Below are 23,505 nucleotides of genomic sequence, written 5' to 3' on the forward strand. Positions count from 1 at the left end.
GGAGCGTTTAATATGGACTATCTTATGACAGACTTTTTAGAGCCAAAAAACTATCAAAAGTTAAATAAAGATCTGGCCAAATTGAAAATAGAGCTTAGTGGAATAAAGAATGTTCAAAAGAATTTATCGAGTGTTATTATTGCCACGAATTATCAAAATGAAGTATCTGTTATTAATGATATTTCAAAGAAATTACATTTACTTGATCAAACTGATAACTTTTTAAGTTTTGTTAAATCACTTTTTGAGTTAAATAATGATTCGGTAAAACTAAAATATGTGTGTGAAAGAGATAACCTTTACCTGAGAGGTAATACATATGTTCCAAGAAATCAACAAATAACTTTGTTTTTTAATCGACTACATAAGATTGAACAAATTTTGTTAGATCAATTAAATCAATTTATAAATGATAATTTGGTTTCGAAAAATGAAGTTAAGAATGACGAAGTAAACGCAAAAATTACAGAAACTAAAGCCCCGATAAAAGAAGAAGATAACCTTAAATATTTAAATCAACATACTGTAGATGAAGATGTTTTCTTGAAAGATGCTAATGAGTCTATGCAAGAAGCTCTATCTAACATCAATGTTAGCAAAAATTCAAACATCCATTCTAGTACTGAAACTGAAGATTTATTAAACGATGTTAAAAACGATTCAAAAGATGAAGTATTAGACTCTAGTGAATTTTCAACTCAATCAGATACTGAAAATTCCAAAGACGAAAAAGCAGATTTTGATTCATTATTTCAGGATCCAGATAATCTATATAATGATGGAGATGATGCTCTTGAATAACAATATAAAATTCGACAGAACGAATTATCCGACGTTGAATCAATTTACATCACCACTTCAACCGCCTGATTCAATCGTTTTAAACCGGGAAGATGAAGTCAATCAGATAATTTCTGTTTTTCATAGATCAATAATCAAAAATGCCATGTTGTTATCTGAACCTGGAGTTGGAAAAACTACCCTAGTTAGAGAAGCTGCAAGACTTGATAAAAAAAGACAATATTTTGCAGTGGATATAGCTAATTTAACTAGTACCGATGGTATAACCTCAAACATTGAAGCGTTGGCAGCTCATAGAACGAAAAAACTGGCAGATGAAGTTCAGCAATTTCAAATTGCTAATAAGGAAAATGGATATAGTATCGTTCTTTTCATGGATGAAATTCATCAATTGTTTCATAACGCGCCAGCGGCTTTACAGGCTTTAAAACCTATTTTGGCGAAATCTGGTACTACTGATGTTAAAGTAATTGCTGCCACAACTTACCAGGAATACATAGATAATCTCCAATCAGATCAGGCTTTAGACGAACGTTTTCAAACGATTAAGTTAAAAGATATTGATACGACCACGGCACTTAAAATTCTACAATCATTGGCAAAACAGTTTGCACCAAACGATCACATCAGCTTAAATCTATTGAAACAAATAGTAGAAGTTTCTGAACGATTTTTACCATCCGAAAAGCAACCAAGAAAGAGCATAAATATTTTTGATTCAATGTTAGGACAGCATAGGGCACTAAATTTACCAATGGATAAATCTTTGCTACAAAAGGTTATGTTTCAAAATAAAGGTGTTGAAATTGACTGGAACGTGAACGTAGAAAAAGTTAATGATTATCTAAGTTCTAGGGTTTTAGATCAACAATTCGCCATTAACGAAGTGACTAAGAAACTGTATATATCGGTAGAAGGATTAACTGACGAAAATAGACCCCAAGCTTCATTTTTATTTGCCGGTCCAACAGGGGTTGGAAAAACAGAGTTAGCAAAATCAATGGCCAAAAGTCTCTTTGGCACTGAGGATTCAATGATTCGCTTTGATATGTCAGAATATGGTCCTGGAAGTAACATTAATGATTTTAGAGAAAGATTAACTGATCGTATGTGGGAACACCCATTTTCTATACTTTTACTTGATGAAGTAGAAAAGGCCAGTCCTGCCATCAGAAAATTGTTGCTTCAAGTTTTAGATGATGGCCGTTTAACTAATCGATATGGTAGACAAACAATCTTTAGTAACTGCTACATTGTTATGACAACAAATAGTGGTAATGAAATATATAAGGATATTCAAGGATTTGTTGATGCTGATTCTGCTGAAGTGCGTGAACAAAATATGATGAAATACAAAACAATTATTCGTACTAGTTTAATTGGTGATGGTTCAGAAACAGAGAAGAAAGATAAGTTTCCGCCAGAATTGTACAACCGTATTGATTCTGTCATCATTTTTAAACCGCTGGGTAGGGACGCTAAAATTCAAGTAACAAAATTGCGTATGTCAGAGCTAGCTCAAAAGATGAAACGTAAGTTTGGTATCAATTTATACTTTGACAAAAAAGTAGTTGAGTACATTGCACTAGAAAAAACTGATGATTCAACGGATGCAGGTGCTGGTCGAGAAATTAGACGTATTTTAAAAGATGATGTTTTAGCTCCTCTAGCCAAATTTATGAACAAAAATCCTAATGTACAAAATATTGGCGTTTTAGTGTCTGGCAATATGGTTTACAACGATCCTACTAATTTAAAACAGTTTAGTACAGCACGTATTAAAGTTGGTCAATTAAGTTCAAATTGATATTGGAGTGATACATATGAGAATGTCAACAAGATTATTCAAAATACCTTCATTCGGATTAGATTCATCAAAGTTAGAACTCCGTTTAAATCTTTCAACAGATAAATTTCAAACAAAGTATCAGCTTTATGTAGTAGATATCATGACTATTGCCTTTGCCATTTTCTGTTATATGGGATTAATTTTTGAAACCTTTTTTAAAAATGGTGGTGGTTGGGGGATTATTTTATTTTCAGCTGGTTATATATATTTGTGCTATTTATTTCTAGGAAGAACTAAAAATCAAATGAGGGGCATATCATACTTTATTCCAGCCTTTAAATATCCTGTTAAATCAGATCGACATGTTCATACCTTAAAAAGTTCTGATTCTAAAACATTGGAATTACTGTACGACATTAAAGATATTTATACGGATAAATTTAACAATAGTTTTCTTGTTTTTGAAAATAATGACGTAGGACAAATTTATAGCATCATTGGTAATGGATCCAATTTAATGTTTGAAGACGATTTAGACACTCTGTTACATAATTCAAAAATTTTTCACAAGGGTATTAGTGTAAATACGTCATTAACTTATGATACAACGTTAGCTCCTCAACGTGTAAAAAAGCAGCTGCACAATTTAAATATGCAAAAATCAAAGAATATTTTTTGTACCAATAAATCAAATGGTTTAAAAAAAGTTTATGCACAAAATTACCAAGTCATGGATCAATTCGTCGGTCAAACATTCAGATCAATTCACCAATATCTGATAGTTAGATCAGTTAATACAGAATTACTAGCCGATATTAATCAAAGACTTTTAAATAATGCATATAATCCTGACTCTAATCACATCAATGTTCCATTTTTACAATCTGCACGTCTTTTGGAAAAATCCGAAATGATTGAATATATGAAAGAATTTGTTTCTGCACAAAGCATCCATAAAGATAAGGTGAGCGATTAAATATGAATGTATTGAATGCTATTCATGACAAAACCAAAAAACTTAGTAAAAATGCCATGTTATCTAGCAACAATTTTTTAATGAAAATTAAACCCAAAACGGGTTACGTTTTTTTTAGCGACTATTTTAAAGTTGATAATTGTGTTGGCACGATTTTAACTGTCTTTCACTCTCAAGGTTCTGATAGAAATATGGGACCGATGTGGTCTATTTCTCTGATACCGGGTAACTTAGGAAAAAATGTTACTTGTCATTTGATTACACACGTTTCAACTATGTCAAAAAAATGGGTCGATGACAATCAAAAAAACGCCGACAATGATGCTAAAAGTCAAATTCAAGAAGACAATCAGAAAGGATCCTCAAAAGATCGACACATATCTAAAATGCGAATTAACGACATTAACCAAATTGCTAGTGAATTAATTCGCGGAGACTCATATTTAAGAGTGGCTTATAAACTATTAATTAAAGCTCCAAATTTGTCAGAATTAGATTTAGCCATCGATAGAGTAAGTCGAATGTATGACGACAGGTTTGAGCGATTATATGCCACTGCCTTTGATGGACGTCAAATGGAGGATTTCCAAAACTCATTTAAATCGGCAAATGACCAAATAGGAAAGAATTACTTGTTCACTTCTACGGAATATGCCGGCGCTTACAATCTAGTTACTCAAGGTATTCATGATCCCAATGGAGTATATGTAGGCAGTATGGTCGGAGATATTAACTCCTCAGCTGTTCTTTGGGATACGGATTTATTTCAAAATCATGTAAATGTAGGTTTTGATTCTGCTGCTGAAACTGTTAGTGGAGATGTTTCTGATGTAAATATATTTAAAAATGTAAGAGCTGCATCTATGTGGGGGGTAAAAATAGCTCAAAGTGTCTTAATGAATAATCATCGAGTAATTCACCTGGTTCTTTCATCTGAACAGACTGAAATTGATGGAGAATTAGTACCTGATATTATGTCAATTGGTGCTGACCTTTCTGATATTTCAACATTAATCTCTATGGACAAAGGAGAACTGAATCCTTTTGAAATAATAGGTGAAGCCAATACACCTAAAGAAGAATATTCAAGTATTTTTTCTCAACAAATCGAAAAATTAAAATTAATGGCCAAGCAATTCAACCCTAATCTTTCAGCAGAAGCTTTAAATTTACTAGCTGATGTTATTAAAAAATTCTATATCGATCAAAATATGTGGACCGATAATGCTCAAGAACACACTGATCGTGTTAAACTGTTGAATTTACCACACGAACAATATCCAAATACAGATATTTTTAGGCAATATGTCAACAATGAATATGAATCAGCGTCTGCTAATAAAGGTCTCGGTTTTGACACTGCAGATCTACGCTCACTAAGTTCAATTTTTAGACAAATGAGAGATGAATATGGTGACCTCTTTAATAAAAAATCATCGGACTCATTAGACAGAGTTAATCAAACTCCCCAAGTTTATTATGATTTTTCTAAGTTGTTAGAGCGTGGTAGAGCTGTAACTATGGCTCAATTCGTTAATGCTTTAGGATTCGCAACTTTATCGATGAGAAGTGGTGACGTTCTTATAATTCACGGGGTTGACGTTCTGGATCAAGAAAGAGACGAGTCAATTATCAAATATGTTCAAGATGTTTTATCAAGACTATCCTTAAAAAATATTAGAGTCGTCTATTTGTACAATTCAATCAAAAGTATGTTGGATCAATCAAACTTTAATGGACTAACCTCTGCTGATTATATATTGACTGGACGCATGGATAATTCGTTGTTAAGACAATATGAACAAACATTAAACGTACAAATGCCAGCGGAATTGAAAAACGTAATCTCTCGAAAAGATAATCGAATTTGCTATTTAAGAAGAGATTTTAACAATTTGACCTTTTGGGGCGACCCAATGATTGGCCAAGACTTTAATTAACTAGAAAGTAGAAAGCTAGAAAGCGTGCTTATATGACCCAAAAAAAGATTAGCTATATCAAAAAACATAAGTGGTTAACATTTTTAATAGCTATATTACTTGCATTATCTCTGGATTTTTTAGCAACCCAAGTTCAACATACTTACTATTTTGATCCACCTGTACATAAAGTTTTTGCTGATAGTCAATCATCTGAGCCGGATGCTGCATCTCCTCAATCAGATTCTGATTCTAAAGATAAAGATTCTAGTTCTGACAAAGATAGCAAAGACGATGATAAACAAGATACGAAAGATACAGAAGACATTGATTTTTCTAAAATATCTAAAGACGCAAATGTACAGGCATTTTCCAGTGATAAAAACAAGCATGAGCTTTTAACTCATGCTGGCAATATGTGGAGCATGATGGGCTCAAAACATGCTGATTTTGCAGGCATCAATCCATTCAGTATTTCTACCAAGGTAGACAAAACAGCTACTCAGTCTGCAATGTTACAAGCAGATAAACAATCCAAATTTGACGATGGTAATGGACATAAAAAAGACAAAAGCCACTACTATGATGCATCAGCTTTTGGTTTCATTTTAACCCAGACTGGACTGGACCATTCCCACCTCAATGACGGTGTATTAGATACTTTTAAAACATTCGGCCGCTTTTTAATGGGTGGAGCCGTAATGCTAGGTTATTTGCTAAATGGAGTAGTGCAATATCTCTTTAGTGTGATTTTTAAACTCTTATCATATTTGAACGTTGCTGACTGGATTGGTTATGGAGCCGATTCTCTCCCCCAGAATAGTCCATTCAGATCAATAGCTCAATTGATTAATGGTATTTACTCTAATGTAAAAGATATTGGTTTTTGGGGAATTGGCTTTTCATTAGCAATTGGAATTACTTTAGCAATTTTTGGTATCAGATTTAGTCGACACGAACAAAGTCGTGGAACCATCTCAGATACATTCAGTGCATTTTTTAAAGTCTTTTTAAAATATTTCATAATTGTTGCATCACCGTTTATTTTTGGTGAGTTCATGTCTGCATTAATTAATACTGGACAAGATATGTATGCAGATGACAATACTTCCCAATATGCAATTTACTCCAATCTTATATCATTTCAAGACTGGTCTGAAAAAACACGCTTAGCATTACCTAATGGCTTATCGACTGAATTACCTGTTACCTATGCGCAAACTAAAGTCCCTATTGTTTCTCATAGAGATGCACTAACTATTAATGCATATGGTGGAAACTTAGGAAATGCCAGAGAGTTGTCTCAAAATGTAGAGCAAGACGCATCTGACGGTGGCGTTTTAAATTCGGGCACTTCAATTATAAATAACATTAGCGGTTTGGGTGATGCTGGACACAAAATTTTAGAATCGTGGATGATGTCGGATAGTTATATAGCGTCTGATTGGGAATCCTATGCGAAATCACATTTAAGCAATCAAGAACTCAAAAAAAGTAAAACAAAAAATAAAGAATTTCAAGAAGATTTGATGACTGATGGCGATCTGACAACTAATGACAAAGACGTTACCGATTCTAAAAGATATTATGTTAATGCTCATACACCAAATACTTCTAGATCCCCAATCGGAGAATCTGATGGAACTACTGGTAGTTATGGATCTGGGCTAAGTACTATCGGCATGTATAACTATCTATTATCAACTTTTTCAGGAGATCAAATTAAATTCACTAACGCTAGCGATGAAGCTAATAGTCAATCAACACCAGTTCATTTATCTGTTGGTTTAATTGGCAGAGGAGTTACTGCCATTGGTAATGGTTGCTTAATGATAGCAGAAATTTGGGCTATGGCGTTATTAGGATTAATGTTTGCTTTGCTGGCTGTTAATGCTGTTATATCATCGGTTCCCAAACAGTTCGGCTATCTTCTAAAAACTGCAGTGAGTCCTATTCAAGGTGTAGTAGATGTAGTAATGCTGGGGTTTGCATTATTCATCCAGGTAACTGTTGGCGGCTGGTTCTATGAAATGTCTAAGGAAATGATAGTCGCCTTTTCAACTATGGCTGATGGAATGTTCACAGGAAGTGGTTCTACACTGTTCACAAGTACCATCTTGCCACATCATGTTCAACTAGCTGGAGCTGTAAGTTCATTGGCTTATGGAGCCATAAATGTAGCAGTAGCCGTACTATTGTTTTGGTTATGCGGCGCCTTACTAAAATCTCGTTCAACTATTTTCAATTCTTTAGCTTCTGTTGGCGAAGAATGGATTCGCTCATTCACCAGTCTCTTTAACAAGCAACAAATTAATGCGCCTAATAGAGAATTTGACAGTAGATCAGGAGCTCCAGCTTTGAACACTACTGATTCAAACGGCAATAATAGATTTGCTTCTGCATTTGGCGACGATGGTGAAAGTAATTCTATCAGCAATGATAGAAACGCTGGTGGTTTTGCTGGGTCGGGAACAAATTATAATTCCGGTGCCCAAAAAAGATCTGCAGCTCTAGCTAATCCAAAGTCGCCAATTGGAAAAGCCGCAACGGGTGCTTCTAATATGAAAGATGCTATCCGCGCAGAAGCTGGAAACAAAGGATTAGATCCAGATAATATGTCTAAAGCTGCCAAAGCTAAAGCAGGTGCTAAATACTTGGGAACATCAATTGCAGCAAGTGGTCTGAATGGAGTAGGTCAAGTATTAGGAAGCAAAGGTTTGAAAAACACTGCTAAAGATATTAAAGGGATTCAACAGGCTAACATTGATAAAGGATTACAAAATGTCAATGATTCTCCAAAATCTGCCGCTAGAAATACTAATCCTACATCAGAAAATTCAGGAAATAACGACAATAATACTGAAGATGTAAACATGGATTCTAAAGGATTATTAAATTCATTGGAGTCCATGCCGGATTCTGATGAAACTAATTACACGGGAAATGGACAACCTTTTGAACCTAGTGATCAAGATTTAGAAAATATGGCCAATGACCAAGGAGAACCTTCCGATCCTAATAAAGCAAATGATCAAAATGGACAACCTTTTGAACCTAGCGATCAAGATTTAGAAAATATGGCTAATGAAGAAGGAGAAGCATCTGATCCAAGTATAGATTTTGTTAAAAATGCGCAACAAGAAAAGGAAGCTGAATCTGAAGCAGCAATTAAAGATAGTACTAGCGATGTTAGAACAGCTAAAGCAGATTTAGGAACCAAACAAAACAACTTAAAAGCCATTCAGAATGATCCTGATGCAACTCCGAAACAAATTGGCAAAGCAAAAGCTGCCGTGAATACGGCTAAATCTAATTTAAAAGGATCTCAAAAGTCAGCCATATCAGCATTTAGTAACGCGCCGGCAAAATATAATTTTACAAAACCACAATCTGGAATTACTAATCAAACTGCACTAAAACATTTACAAAATATTAAAAATGCTCAAGTAGGTGTTCGGTCGGCTGCTAATACGGCATGGAAAAATGTAGCAAGTCCAGAAGCTAGAAAAAATTACTCAGAAGCTAAAGCAAATTTACAAACTGTTATGAATAGTGCAACCGAAGCAGGATTGGATGTTAATTATTTGGGAAAAACTAGCAATGTTAATGCTGCCAAGCAAGAAATTATAAATCAAGGGTTAAACGTTGCTAATGGTAAGCAAACTATTAGAGATGCAATTAAAAATAATTTAGAAAATCTTTCGGCGCAATAAATTTTTAAAAGCCTTGAAAGGAGGTGAGAAACATGGGATTTATATTTCTAAAAAATTTATTTTTTCCAAAAACAATATTTGTTTCTGGGTGGCAAGTAGAAAATTTTTTGACAAACTTTAAGAATTGGTTAGATACCAATGCTAATAAAGTGATTTTAATTGCTGGTATTATTTTAATTGCTGGCACGGCAATCTTTGCAACTATGGCAGTCTTGTCCAATCGCAATAGAGCTAGATACACTTGGCTAGCGGTTGCATGCCTAATATTAGGTGGTGCGGAATTTTATGGGGGAATGAATTTATTCAAAACCATGAGTGATGGATCGCAGGTTACGATGCAAAACTTAGGCGGTGGATTTATTTTGCCTATTCAAACTTTAATTCCATTGTTAATTCCATTTTTGGGTTTCGGGGTTTGAATTTATAATTCAAATACACAAAGAGTGACGGTCAAACGGCCGTCATTTTCTTTATTTTTTTCGATATAATAGGTAAAAAATCCAAAAATGTGAGATACTGTATCTGTACTAATAATTTCTAGGAGGTACAGTACATGAGCAAAGAAGATCGTCTAGCTAAAAAAAATGCTAGACAAGAAGAACGCAAAAAAAGAAAAGCAGAACGTGATCAAAAAAGAGCAGCAAGGAATCGAAAACATGACTTGGAAAAAAGAGATGCAGATATACATAAAAAGACGAGGCGACATTCAAAAACCATTAGACATGGTCACAAATTAATCGAAGCATTAAAAATAGCAGAGATGAGACCTTCTCAAGTTTTGACCGAATTACATAATCTAATCGAAAAAAATCCTACTGGTATTGTTCAAAAAACTGACAAAGGCTACCGTTTAATCGCTATTAATGACGTTGAATTCGAACGTGTTAAATTTACTAAACATTCTGAATGGTTTGGAGAATTTAGTACACTCTTAGATAAAAACAATATATCATCAGCAACTTTAGTAGCGGATGCCGCAGCTGGATATATTATTTTAGTGCCAGATAATGAAACCTTAGAAAATTTAGATGCCATTCCTGAATTTCAAAATGCTAATTTTAATTGGGCTTATTTCCCTTTTGAAGCACCTGATGATGACGTTGAATTAAAATCACAAATCTCGGATGAAACTATTACTTTAGCAGAATTAGTCAATATGCTGGACCAAGATAATACTAATGATTATGATTCTAATATTAATATTGATGAAGAGATACAGGACCATAAGAATACAGACATATTTTCTGAAATTGATACTAGCAAAAATTCAGAAGCAGAAATTCAGCAAAATAAAAATATTCCTGAAGAAGATAATATTGACACTAACGATCCTATTTTTGATGATGACACTTCAATGGATGATCTATCTGCACTTTTAGATGAAAGATTAGGTTTAGATACAAGTACAGATCCAGTTACATCTAACAATAAGGAATTAGATACTTCTGTACAAAACAGTGAAAACAATAAAACTCAAAAACAGTGGTCGAATTTTATTACAGTTATTAAAGATGAATTAACTGATCAATCCGATTTAAAATTAAATTTTGATTTATCAGAGTTACAAAAATCGTTAAATAATAATTCAGTTCCTCAATTTTCTTTAATTTCAGATGATGATCCCAATTCACTTAATTCTCTTCAAAATAGATTTAAAAGTAATTTTAATGATCAATTAAAGCAACTGCATGACCAATATAGCAAATTAATTGAAATGTTCATCGTCCGACAAATAAATTTAATTTTAAAATCAGTTACTAATAAAACGTCAGATATACTAGAATCATCAATCTATTATCAAAAACGCAAAGAGATTGATCAAAATCATCAAACAATTCAAAAGAATATGTCTGAAACAATATCAAAATCACAGTCCTCAGTAATCCAAGAATACAATCAAAAAAAGCAACAATATGTTAATTCAATCAAGGAACAGGCAAATATTGAATTTGATCAAAAATATGGCGAAGAACTTAGTTTTAAAAAAGAAAGAATTGCTAATAAATTAAAATCAGATATTCAAACTCAATATAGTCTAGACTTAGCTAACTTAAAACTTGATCGTCAAAAAGATGCAAACAAACTAATTATGGAGATGTCAGACTCTTTAATTAACAATGTTCAAAAATTGAATTCTGCCATGATTAAAGATGAAAAAAGACTGTTTGACCAATATAGTGATGTTTTAAATAAGCAAAATATCAATTATAGAGAAAAAGAAGATTCCAGAATTCAAGTTATGGGTGATGAATTAACACATGATCATCAGATTGAAAAACTGAAATTGGAATTGGAGCAGCAGAAATCAGATTTTGAAAAATCACGTAAAGAATTGGAGGATCAAAAAACATCAGAAATAGAAAAAATAACAAATGAGTTAAAAAAAGGTTCGGCATCTAAATTAGATCAGCTTCAAAAGGATAAAGAATCATTGATCAATGATAACCAACTTTTAGTTAAATCAATAAAAACTCTAAAAAATGATTTTAAGCGGGATTATGAGTCAGAAATTAATGGTTGGAAATCTCAGACAGAGTTAGCCAACCAAAAATCTAATGAAGCTACTCAAAAAGTAAACAAAAAGCTATTAATTTCAGCACTTACATCAGGTGGAATAGTCTTTTTAGTTATGTCTCTAATGGGTATATTGCTAATTAATACCAACAAACAAGTTTCTGCAAGTGGTAATAGCAGTAACGAAAAAGTGTTTATATTACCTTCTCAAAATTCTCAAGGTAAAAATGAACAAACGAATGCAAAAATAGCACATATTTCTGGCTATAAAGCCACTGCAATAGATCCAGAAAACAATAATCCAGTTAAGACAGTAATTATTCCAAAAGAAACCGACAAATACACTAAAGGACAGAACATAACAGGGTTTGTAAACGGAAATAGCAAAAAAACTTTGAAGTTGAAAGTAGTTCAAACCGAAGATAACCACATATTTTTAAGTGATTCGTATAATAATCACTATCAATTTAACAAATAAAGCCATTAAGGCTTTTGATTTTACATAAGGAACTTGAGCTAAATGACTAAAAAAAATAGAAATGAAAAATACCAATACGGATATGACGATTTTTCTAATAGGGACATATATAATACTCCAGATCGTTATCGGGGAAGTACTCCTCAAATTAAGTCTAAATCCTTTGTTTATACCTCTACGTTAATATCAAGTATTGTTAGCTATTTAATAGCAAGCATATTCTTCTCAGCAATATCAAAAGCAATTGATTACTTAAAAGGCCTAACGACACCAATTCCAATTATTCAACAAGAATCATTTTGGCAATATTGGCTAAATTATTTTACTTCACCACATAAAATTATGTGGATGTTAATAATATGTTTTTTAATTTCATTATTTGTTTATGTATTTTTGGATCGTCAATGGCAGGTAGAAAATGAAGAATCTAGAACGGATGATATTAATCAATATCAAAATGACTCTGACTTAGTTCAACCAGAAGATATGCCTGTCAAATTTGATATTTTCCCAGATGCTGGATACCATTCTGATAGAAATGTAACTGCTGTGTTGGGTCATATGCAATTAACCAACCATGGTCTTAAAAAAGTTCAAGCTACCCAATTTTTTGATAAAGATCAAATCATTGAATACGATGATGGTTATCAGGAAAATGTTCACAAAGGCGAGCCCTTATTAGATGACGTCGATGACCCAATTACAAAAACGGAATCCTTAATTGATAATAAATTCGGTGACGATCTATTCGATACTTCTGAAGTAGCTAAAATTGCAAATTTAAGAAAAAGATATGATCCAACAAAATTAGATTATAATCCAGATCATAAAAGAGAAAAACCAGATAAATCAACCGTTGCTGATCAAATCAATTCTGATTGGTATTTACCAAATTATGAACGTGAAAGGGCAGCTGGTATATACATAGTTGATACTGAACCTAATAATACAATAGTTGCTGGTACTTCGCGTTCACATAAAGGACAAACAGTTGTAGAACCAACAATTGATATTCTGTCACGTCAAAAACACTTGGATAACATAGTTACCAATGACTCAAAGTCAGAACTCAAAATCAAATTTTATTACATTCTTAATAAGCGCGGATACGATGTTGTGTCTTTCGATTTAATTAATACTACTAAGACAAATATTTATAATCCCTTGGGCTATGCCGTTGAAGCAGCTAGACAGGGAGACAATCAAAAGGTAGAAGAGTTCATAACTACTATCAGTGACGTATTCTTCTCTGCTAAAGACTCAGAAGATCCGATGTGGCCACATGCTGCTAGTGCTGCTTTTAAAAGATCGGCTTTAGGACTAATAGATTTTTACATGGAAGAAGAACGTGAATTAAGAATTAAATCCGTTATAGATCATGAAAATCCTAATATATTAAATCAAAAATTAGACGAATTATGGGGACACGTCACTCTTTACAACGTTTACCAAATGATGACACAACTCGCTAGTAAAAAAAGTGACGACCCAGACTTAGTATGTATTAGCGACTTTGAAAAAAAGCGTTTTGCCGGTAAAGAAAAAGCTAATATTAAGGATTATCTGACGCTATTCTTTGACGCTACTGCTGCATTACCCATGAATGCTTTAAGAACATCAACTCTAAATCAAGACAACATGCTAAGATCTATTGCTAAATCCGAAAAGACTATTGCTTCTGTTTATGGAATTGCCTTGGCAGAAATGCTTTTTTTCACTGACGACAAAATAGCAGCATTAACTTCAGGAAGACCTAGCCAAAATTTTGATATTGTAGGAATGGCTTTTCCTAGACGTGTGGGAGTAAGATTTGACCCCTTGTACATAAAAAAATGGGGATTAGTTAATCAATCATATAAATGGTCCGCCTACTACGACGATAAATTTACTAAACGCTATAGTGGATCAGACTTTGAACATCAAGGACATATTGATAAAAACGGGTGGGCATGGTTTTACTTCAAAGGCATTTTGAAGAACATGCGTTCTTATTTCAAATTAAAGATTATTGATAGCAATTCAAATCTGCTAATCAAAACCTATTATTTTGAATTTATTAAAGACTACAGACACTCTTTAGATGGCCGCAAGTTTGTTAAGAATCCAATTCTAAACCAACGTGTAATTGATGGTGGGACGTTAAACGAATTACACCCAATTTATGATGAAAATAAGCATATTACTGGATTTAAACATCGAATTGAAACAATCACTTTAAAAAATAAATCACTTTTACTTGATGATGATTTAAAAACAAATTTGAACGAAAAACATGCTATTTTCACTCAAACGGAAGTCCATTATGTTGAACAGCCTAAAGCGGTATTCTTCATCACGCCACCTCATTTAATGACTTATTCAAAAATTATTCTTATTCTGTTAAATCAAATGTTCAATATGCAGGTTGACAAAGCGTATTCAATTAAATCTGATCAAAAACCGATGTATAAAACAAAATATATCTTAGATGAAGTTGGTAACCTCCAATCTGATGGCCAAGGCATTCCATTTTTGCAAACCAAAGAATCCATTGGTTTAGGACAAGACCAACAGTACACTTTAATTTTACAAACATTTCAGCAATTAAAAGACATCTACGGTGACTCCATAGATAAGATCTTACAAGGTAATACAAACAACATAATATTTTTAAAATCTACTGACGATACCATGCTTGACACATTGGAAAAAATAGGCGGAACCAGGCATGAGGCGCGCTATGAAAGCAAATCGGTTACCAAAAATTCCGAAGCCGTTGTCAGAAAGGTTGAAGCCAAAGTTCAAAGAACGGTAAGTATTAAAGAAGTTCCTGTTATCAGCAGAAATGATATGTTATTAATTCCAAAAAACAATTCAATGGTTTTTGGACGTGGTAAGCCCATTTGGAACAGAAATCAGATGGCATTACCGATGTCATGGCGTTTACTCCAAGATCAATTTGACCCTCAGCAGCCCAAATACACTATTGACAATATACCCTCAATGGTTAATACAACAGACTTTGATGTCCGCCAAAATCAGCCTGATTTTGTAGCGATGGTTACTAAGCGAGTTCGCCAAGCTCAGATAGCTAGCTCAGTTATTAAGCGATATAAAGAAGTTAATAATTTGAGTAATGCTGAATATAACCGATTAGACATTGAGCAACTATCCCAAGAGTTAATGCGTGGTATTAATCAAAATATTGAACAAGAGAATAAAGAAAAACAAGATGGGCAAGACGAGGTTAGTCAAACCTTAAAAGATGCTGGTTTAGATGATGAAACAGGATTCGACATCAAAGCTGACATTGAAAACAACTCAAACTCTAATGAGTCGGATTGGCTCAAAAATCAAACAAATAAATTTGAACAAAAAGCAGAGGATAATCTCGAATTAAAAGATGCAATGAGAGATATTCAACAAGAAAATCAAAAATATACTCAAAAAGTATACGCCAACGGTTTATTATCAAAATCTGATTTATCAAAATATTGGAAGCAGTTTGAACCTGAGCTGGTTAAAGCGTATGCCGAACTGATACCAGATTTTGCAAAGTCTCAAAAATTTGAAGTTGATAAGTATCAGCAGCTGTATTCGATTGATCATAATACCGGTGAATTACAAAAGCTCATTGAGACAAATAAAGATCCAGATAGCCAATTAAGTAGTGAATTAGAAGCAATGGATAAAGCTGCTGAGAATCCTAATAAAAAGGTTAAGAGCTTTGGTTCTACAAATAATAGTATCCAGTACAGTATTAAAACGGAGTTTATTGATTATCTAACATCTTTAAATAATTGGTCAACTATTGTAAATGGTAAATTTGATCGAAAAGTTGCTCAATATTATCGACAAAAAGATACGAATTAAACATTAGAAAGGATTATTCACAATGAACAATAACTCAAGTAAATTAATTAGTAGAAGCTACTGGACGTTTTATCAATTAGTAAGAATGGCTATAAAAGATGAGCAATCTGCTAACAATAAGATTAATGTAAAAATGTCTGATATAAAGACAGCGCTAAATAGTTTTACGTCATTAAATAACCCTTTGATTTTGCAACAAGCAAGTATTCAAAAAGCGGCCAATGCGTTACCAAAGCAGTTAAATAAAATTGCAAATCACTTAAAAGACGCGCAAGAAACAAAGCAAAAATTGAATACAATCAATAACTCTTGGAACAAACTTCGCCAAATAAACATACTACCTGTCAGTTCTTTAGATCCTAGAATCTCTAATTTGTCACAAATACTACCACAACAAGTTTTTTATACCAATGCAGAAAATGTAGAAGCTTTAAACAAAAGTTTCAATAAAAATCAATTAAAATTAACTGTTTCCGCTTCTAGAATGAATAATGAACAAACCCAGGTTGCACCTACATTCTCTAACAATACTAATAATCCTGAACAGATGAACAAAATTAACAGTTGGATTTTATCAAAGCAAAAACTATTGGATAGCTATTCATCAACAACCAATAGACCCCAATCTAATACCAACAAAGTAATGTATAACTACCAAGATGTTCTCAACGAATTATCACCGTACATGACAGACAATGATGTTCATACTTTGCAAACCTCGTTTGATAAAAATAGTAAGTGGCCAGCTGCAACTATCGAACGTGCTAAAGAAGTCTTAGAATTTATGTACGACAACGGATTGAGTTTTGATATTAGCATTAACGAACAATATCACAACCAAATATCTGCCAAGTTAAACGATGGTAAAAATGTTACTGTTCGTATTTTGGACAGAAACCCACTATATATTGGCCAAGTTTATAACGGCGTTGGTGAGTTCTATTATTTAAATCAACGCCGAAATCAGCCTAATTCTTCCTTACCATCAGCAACGGCTGCTTTAGGTTTAGCTATGGGGATGGATTCAACAGCTGTAATTCAGAATACATCTAATGGTTCGTACGTTCACACTGAAAAATCTAGTCAAAGATTGTACTTCAAACCGAACAAACGAGATATTAATTTAGTAGATCCTAGAATTACCAAAGAAGATGCTAAAAAGCGCATTGAAGATATGATTAAAATTGCTAGAAAGCATTATACTGAAGAACTTTTGGGAGAAGATTTAACTGGCTTTGATGATAGCATTGCAGATGATCAAAGAGCTTTAAATGATCGTATGAACAGCTTAAATTTGACAGATGATGATCTAAAAGTTTTACGTAAAGTTTTAGTGCCTCAAATTGGTGATGATAATGTTGATAAACAACGTGAATTTGTCCTAAGTAATGCCGAAACACTAATTAAGTTTAATAATAGTTCAGACAAATTATCTCAGGTAACCAGTTGGCTTAAAGATAATAAAATATCTGTTGACAACTTCGTAAGCATTATTAAAAATTCAAACAATCAAGAATTGAGAGACACTTATCCAAGTTCTTTTCAGAGGTCCATTCTCAATCAGCCAATCGAAGATCAATCAGAAGTTAAATCATTAACTGACGATCAAAAGTCATTGTTAGAAGACATTGAAGCGCTGACTGATGACTTTGTTGGTACATATGATGAGGGTTTCAATCCAACTAAGGTCATGAACTTTAACAACGTGGAAACACATCATGATGTTATTGATCAGTTAATAGCCGATTTGAGAAAAGCCGAATATGATTCAAGTAAGTTCAAAGGAACCGACTATACAACCAATTCAACAAAAGAAAAATTAATAGTTTTCAATAATGATACAGGTAAAACTCTAAGCGAAGTAACTAATCCTTTTCAAAAAGAAGTAATACTTCACGTTCAAAAGGTTTTAAAAAGGGCGCAAGTGGCCAATGTCCAAATCAAGATGGATGATAATGGAATTATAAGGTGGAGCGGGCAACACAAAGTAAAAAAAGAACTAAGACCAATTACAGGAGATATTGGTCAGGTATTTATCCCAGACGAAAAAGGTATTATCAACACTCAGTTCAACAGTCAAGAAAACTATTCATTTGTTCCGGGAATAAAAGGCTACTTTACTCATCAAAATATTGATCAACCTAGAATGCAACGACTGAGAGGAAATGGTTATAAACAAATTCTATTCAACAAATTAAATTCTTCATTAGTTGAACAACTAACTCATGGTTCTGTTGATGTAAACGGAGTAGACTTAACCACTCTGGCCACTGACACAACACGCTTAAATAAACTCTATCATGGTGATGTTTACGGTACTAGACTGAAAAATAATTGGTATGTGGAAAGTAAGTTAAGTCCAGATCTTAAACGACAAATAATTAAAACCTTAAATGGTCGTGTTCGTTTTGATAACAAGCTGGGAGAGTATGCTACTACTTTTTCCGAAAACCTAAATAGTTCAATCAAAGGTAAAGCACACACAGTCGGTGAAAATCAAAGAATCAGTGATTTAGTAGACAATAAAAATATGCGCGTATTGTACAACGACTTATTGGGTACCTTTGATATGGCTATGACCGCTACTAATAAGTCTCAAGGATTAGTACTGTATTTGGCTGATGGCGCAACTTTAAATACGGATGGTACATTTACCCCTGTTGCAATTAAAAATCGCGTACCACGTGCACCATTAAGAAATACTGACTATTTTAAATATGCAGGTAACGATGCGTGGGATCGTCAGCAAATGTCCGCCAACCAAATGCTAACAGCGTTAAAAACCGATGATCACACTAATTTGATGCTCGGTACTTTCGGAGGGTTCACTTATGACGACTCCACAGTAGTTTCAAAAGAATATGCTGAACGCAATTCAATAGTTAATGAAGATGGCGTTTCAAGACCTTTGAAAATTGGCGATAAGATTGCTGATGTTCATGGTAATAAAGCAACTATTGGCTTAATAGTTGATAGAAATATGGATCCTAAAGAAGCTCAAGATCAAAAGTTAACTAATGAAGTCAATATCTTTAAAGAAAATCCCAACTTGGATGTAGTAATGTCACCATATTCTATTATTACGCGTGATAATGCTGGGTTAATTCGTGAACTCCAAGAAAATAAAGATGATATCCAAGACGTTTACCATAACGATCAAAAAATTGGTCAAATGAGTAAGGCAAATACCATTATTACCAACATGTTAGTGGATTCAAAAACACATTCTTATTCCAAACAGGACGTTCAACAAGGTAAAGGACGAAAGTTTTCTAGTCAACTCACCTGGGCTTTAAATGAAATGAATGCTAGTGGTTTAATCAATGAGGCGTTTAGCAAAAATGATAAAGCCTGGTCAGATTTTAGAGAATACTTATTAACCACGGGACTAGATCTTAAAGCTAATGGCGAATTAGTAGCAGGCAAAGATCCTAATACTATCGAAAATAGAAAAGTATTTGACGTTCAGAAAATGGCTAATAATCCTGATATCAACATTGATGCTAGCAGTTTTATAAAACAGATTGGTAATCAAGGTGGAATTCTTAAACTGCCAGTAGAAGTTAAACTAGCATCAGGAATAAAAACAAACGAATTACCCATTCTCAGTGCAACGTTACGTCGCAATACAGAATTATTAACGTCAAATATTAGGGTTAATGATTACACAGAAGATTATGGGAGAATTTACCAGTCAGCAAAATCTTTATGTGAAAGCAATCCTAAAGAGATAGCTAAAAAACAAAAAGAGTTGCAGTCGAATGTTGATACATTACAAAACAAGATTGTTAATAATCAACTAGGTGGATTTAACGGAGAATACACAAAACACTCATTCTTAAAAGATCATATTATGAGTCGCAGAATGCCTAATTCAGCAACAGCTGTATGGACTGCCGATCCAAGACTTAATCTGGATAGGTTGGCAATATCGTCTAAGATTGCTCGTGATCTAAAAGTAAAAAACTCAGACCAATATATAACTATGTTTAGAGATCCTGTTTTACATGCAGGTTCCGTTCGTGGAATAAAAACCAATGTTGATAAGAATTTGACAGGAATTGCAATTAATCCAATTATGGATAAATCGTTTGATGGAGATTTTGACGGCGACTCCATAGGATTAATTAATTTCAAATCTAAAGAAGCCCAAAATGATATGAAAGACAAGCTGTCCGTTAAAAACAACCTTGTCAATCCGGGAAACTCATCACCTGAAACGTACCTAAATGTATCAATGGATCTAGTTTCTGGCGCTAAAGCAGCTGGAATAGTTCAACCTTCCGACCCAAAAGATCCAAGCTCAAAAACACCTAAACAACAATTAAAGCAAATGTTAACTGACATTGCATTAAATAGTAACGACAATCAAGAAGCATTATTAAGATCAAATCAAATAGTTCAAAAAGCTTTAAGAGAGAAAAACTACGGAGCAGCTCATGTTGAGTTATCGAATGAAAAATCTATGTATGCTTCATTAGAAGATATGGTCAAAGATGGTGCAAAGGGTTCAGCTTTAAGTATTTCTGAATTTAAAGAATACTATGACGGCAATAAACGTCTCAGAGATTCACGTGAAATACAAAGAGCTTCCGGCATAAAATCTGACGACACAGGGTTAGCTGGATCAAAAAGTCAACAGTTAATGTCAATTCTTAGAAATCACAATCCTAAAGCTGCGTTAGAACTCACTTATCCGATCACGCAAGCAACACTTCAAATTAAACACGATTCCAAGCAAGGAGATATTGTTCATAAAGATCTTAGTAAAGATTTAGCAAACTTATTTGAAGGTTACGACAGATATGATACAAAACATGAATACCACATCTCAAAGAATAGATGGAAAGAACAGATGCGCCAAGTCTATCAAAAAGATTTTCAAGTAGATTTAAATGAAGATTTTTTAGAAGACGTCTGTGATGATTTATCAAATGGAAAGACAACAGTTCAAGGAATATCAGCTGTTAAAAATGAACTGGCTTCTCCTATGGATAAGATAGCATACGGCGGAGGATTCCAAGTAACTAAAGAATTAGCTGCACAACACGCTAATTTGACAACTGGTAAATGGTCTAACTTAATTGCACCCAAAAAGGTTAAAGAGCCCATAGAAAATAATTTGTATAAACAGGATACGCAAGATCATCAACTTTTCAATAGCATGAAAGCCGCAATTAATGAAAAATTAGATCAGGTAGAAGTTACTAAAGCTCCCAAGACAGATATTATTTCTAAGAACAATTCTCATTTAGAAATGGAAATTTAACTAAGAAAGGAGCGTGAAATGTATGTCAAAAGAAAATACTGACGAAGCACAAGGACAAGGCAACTTGAACAGTTCAGAATCAGAACAAAATTACGATCAAAAAAATGACAATAATACTGATTCAAGTAATGGTCCAACTGAATCTAATAGCTTTATGCCTAGCTATTTTACAAGTAATTCTGACAATGATGAATTAAATCAAAGCTTAAATGATTTTAATGACAGAAATATTAATACGGGTACGTCTAATCAATATAATAATAGTGTCTCTGATAAAAATTCCCCGGAGCAGTCTAAATCTCAAGGAGATCAGGATGACGGTCTTCCTAAACCAAGTTCAGACAGTCATAACTCTAGGCAAAATAAAAACAGTAACTCATCTAAAATAAACAAAAGTGATAATGATCTCACTCATCCCAAGGAACACCATGTTAATGATGACATTGTACAAAGTAATAAGAGTTTAAATGGTAAACAATCAGATGATAAGAGCGGTAAATTACCCAAAGAACATTCCTCCCAGTCTGATTCACTACAAAAAAAAGCTGCAAAAAAGGTTGGAAAGGGTATTGCTGAAGGTGAAATGGCAGCTAAAGGGCTAGATGAAGCAGAAGGCGCTGTTATGGGCGCCGTAGATAAAGCTCTTAGTCCATTATCTAAATTAATGGCTCTTGGGAAAAAAGTTGTTGATGGAATAAAAGGTGCTGCAGGTAAAGCTGTTGCTTTTGGGGCGCATGTCTTTAAATCAATTGGAAATTTTAGTGCTGGGTTAGTTCACGGAGCCGTGGGAGCTGTTAATAGTGCTCTTAATGCAGGAATATCTGCTATTGGAGGTACTGCAGTAGTTAGCAGCTCTATTCCTACCGTTCTTTTGACTAGTACAGTAGTTGGATCTTTAGTTTTTGTTCCCCCACTGTTTAAGCCAAAAGTCAGCTCAGGGTGTCAAGTGGATTTGCCAAAGCAGACAACCGTCGCCAATGTTTCAAACGGCGACGGCATCGGTGGAGATTGGACCGTTGACGGAACCCAAGCAAACAAGTCGGCTAAAGAGGTTTTTGATTACTGGGTCAATAAGGGGTTCAGTGGTGCTGGCGCTGCTGGAACTGTTGGCAATGTATGGCGCGAATCGGCTCAAACATTTAATCCAAAAATAGTTGAGGGTGGAGGTACTAGTGATACCCCTGCATTAATGATTGGTGCTATTGGTACTCATGGCTATGGTCTTTATCAGGTTTCACCAGGATCAAAATACGGAACTTGGTCCGGATTTACAACACCCACTGTTAAGAATGAAAGTGACTACATATGGGAGGCTTATGATGGAGCAAAAATTAATAATGGTATTAGATCAGCTTCTACTGAAGTTAAACGAAAATTAGGCGATCCGGGAGATCCTTTAACTGGTGCTAAAAATTGGATGATCTACGTGGAAATGGGGAGCTTAGCTGGTTGGACTGATGATAGAGGTGAAATGGCTAAAAAAGCTTATGATATGTTTCATGGCTCTTCCATTTCATTTAACAATAGCCTATTAGGTGGAGCCGATGATGCTGCTGACTCAAATTCTAATATTGCTAAAACCGATGCTGCTAAAGCAGTTTGTTCTACTGACAATAACGGTTCAAGTGATGCTGCTGATGGTACAGGATCAGTGAAAGAAAAGCCCGGAAAGTCAGGTTTATACATCAAATATGGTAATGTACCAGCAGATATGCAGCAATTCATTCATGATCCTAAAGATGCAGGACTTAGTTTTGGCTCTTCTTCTGGCTGGGTTCACCCTGGAGGACAATGCGTTGATTTTTCAATCTCGTATTTTCATAATTTATGGAAAGGTGCTCCTTCTCAAGTGTCCGGAAATGGAAAAGATACAGCTGGTGGTTTTGCGAGTGCCATGGGTGGGAGCTTATCTAGCACACCACATGCCGGAGCGGTTTGTTCAGTTCCACCAAATATTCCTGACCAGTCACCGGGACCTTATGGTCACACATTTATCGTCGAACATGTCCTAGCAAATGGCGATATCATTACAGCTGAACAAAACATACCAGGTTATTCTGGGGACAACAATGGAACTCCCTGTACTTGGAACTATCGTCTGATTGCCAAGAGTACATACTCTGATGATGGATTTCAATTCTTTACACCAGATAAAAGCAAGTACCATTTTAGCTGGACCAAATAAATCAAGGAG

The 23,505-nt window shown here is 34.1% G+C and carries 10 protein-coding genes; all 10 read left to right on the forward strand.

The genetic code is table 11. From position 1 onward, the window contains the following. Positions 1 to 12 precede the first annotated feature (12 nt). A complete protein-coding gene (locus tag AC3B7A_RS09100) occupies positions 13 to 801 on the forward strand; it encodes a hypothetical protein (RefSeq protein WP_489756611.1) in 789 nt (262 codons plus the stop codon). Further along, positions 794 to 2,608 (forward strand): AAA family ATPase, encoded by a 1,815-nt coding sequence (locus AC3B7A_RS09105; RefSeq protein WP_489756612.1) that lies wholly within the window; start codon positions 794 to 796, stop codon positions 2,606 to 2,608. Before AC3B7A_RS09100 ends, AC3B7A_RS09105 begins: the two co-directional genes overlap by 8 nt. A 16-nt stretch (positions 2,609 to 2,624) precedes the next feature. After that, entirely contained in the window at positions 2,625 to 3,566 is a 942-nt protein-coding gene (locus tag AC3B7A_RS09110) for a hypothetical protein (protein WP_489756613.1), read from the forward strand. A gap of 2 nt (positions 3,567 to 3,568) precedes the next feature. Then, positions 3,569 to 5,506, forward strand: a complete 1,938-nt coding sequence (locus AC3B7A_RS09115; RefSeq protein WP_489756614.1) for a hypothetical protein — start codon at positions 3,569 to 3,571, stop codon at positions 5,504 to 5,506. Positions 5,507 to 5,538: 32 nt separating this feature from the next. Next, entirely contained in the window at positions 5,539 to 9,198 is a 3,660-nt protein-coding gene (locus AC3B7A_RS09120) for a hypothetical protein (protein ID WP_489756615.1), read from the forward strand. A gap of 32 nt (positions 9,199 to 9,230) precedes the next feature. Then, positions 9,231 to 9,617 (forward strand): hypothetical protein, encoded by a 387-nt coding sequence (locus AC3B7A_RS09125; protein WP_489756616.1) that lies wholly within the window; start codon positions 9,231 to 9,233, stop codon positions 9,615 to 9,617. 134 nt (positions 9,618 to 9,751) lie between these two features. Further along, positions 9,752 to 12,190: a hypothetical protein gene (locus tag AC3B7A_RS09130; protein ID WP_489756617.1), complete on the forward strand. Its 2,439-nt coding sequence runs from the start codon at positions 9,752 to 9,754 to the stop codon at positions 12,188 to 12,190. 42 nt (positions 12,191 to 12,232) lie between these two features. Beyond that, entirely contained in the window at positions 12,233 to 16,042 is a 3,810-nt protein-coding gene (locus AC3B7A_RS09135; RefSeq protein WP_489756618.1) for a type IV secretory system conjugative DNA transfer family protein, read from the forward strand. 85 nt (positions 16,043 to 16,127) lie between these two features. Further along, positions 16,128 to 21,311, forward strand: coding sequence for a hypothetical protein (locus AC3B7A_RS09140; RefSeq protein WP_489756619.1), 5,184 nt, complete (start codon positions 16,128 to 16,130; stop codon positions 21,309 to 21,311). Positions 21,312 to 21,333: 22 nt separating this feature from the next. After that, on the forward strand, positions 21,334 to 23,496 hold the full coding sequence (locus AC3B7A_RS09145; RefSeq protein ID WP_489756620.1) for a phage tail tip lysozyme: 2,163 nt from the start codon (positions 21,334 to 21,336) through the stop codon (positions 23,494 to 23,496). The last annotated feature ends 9 nt before the right edge of the window (positions 23,497 to 23,505 follow it).

The sequence above is a fragment of the Bombilactobacillus sp. ESL1202 genome (assembly GCF_058107125.1).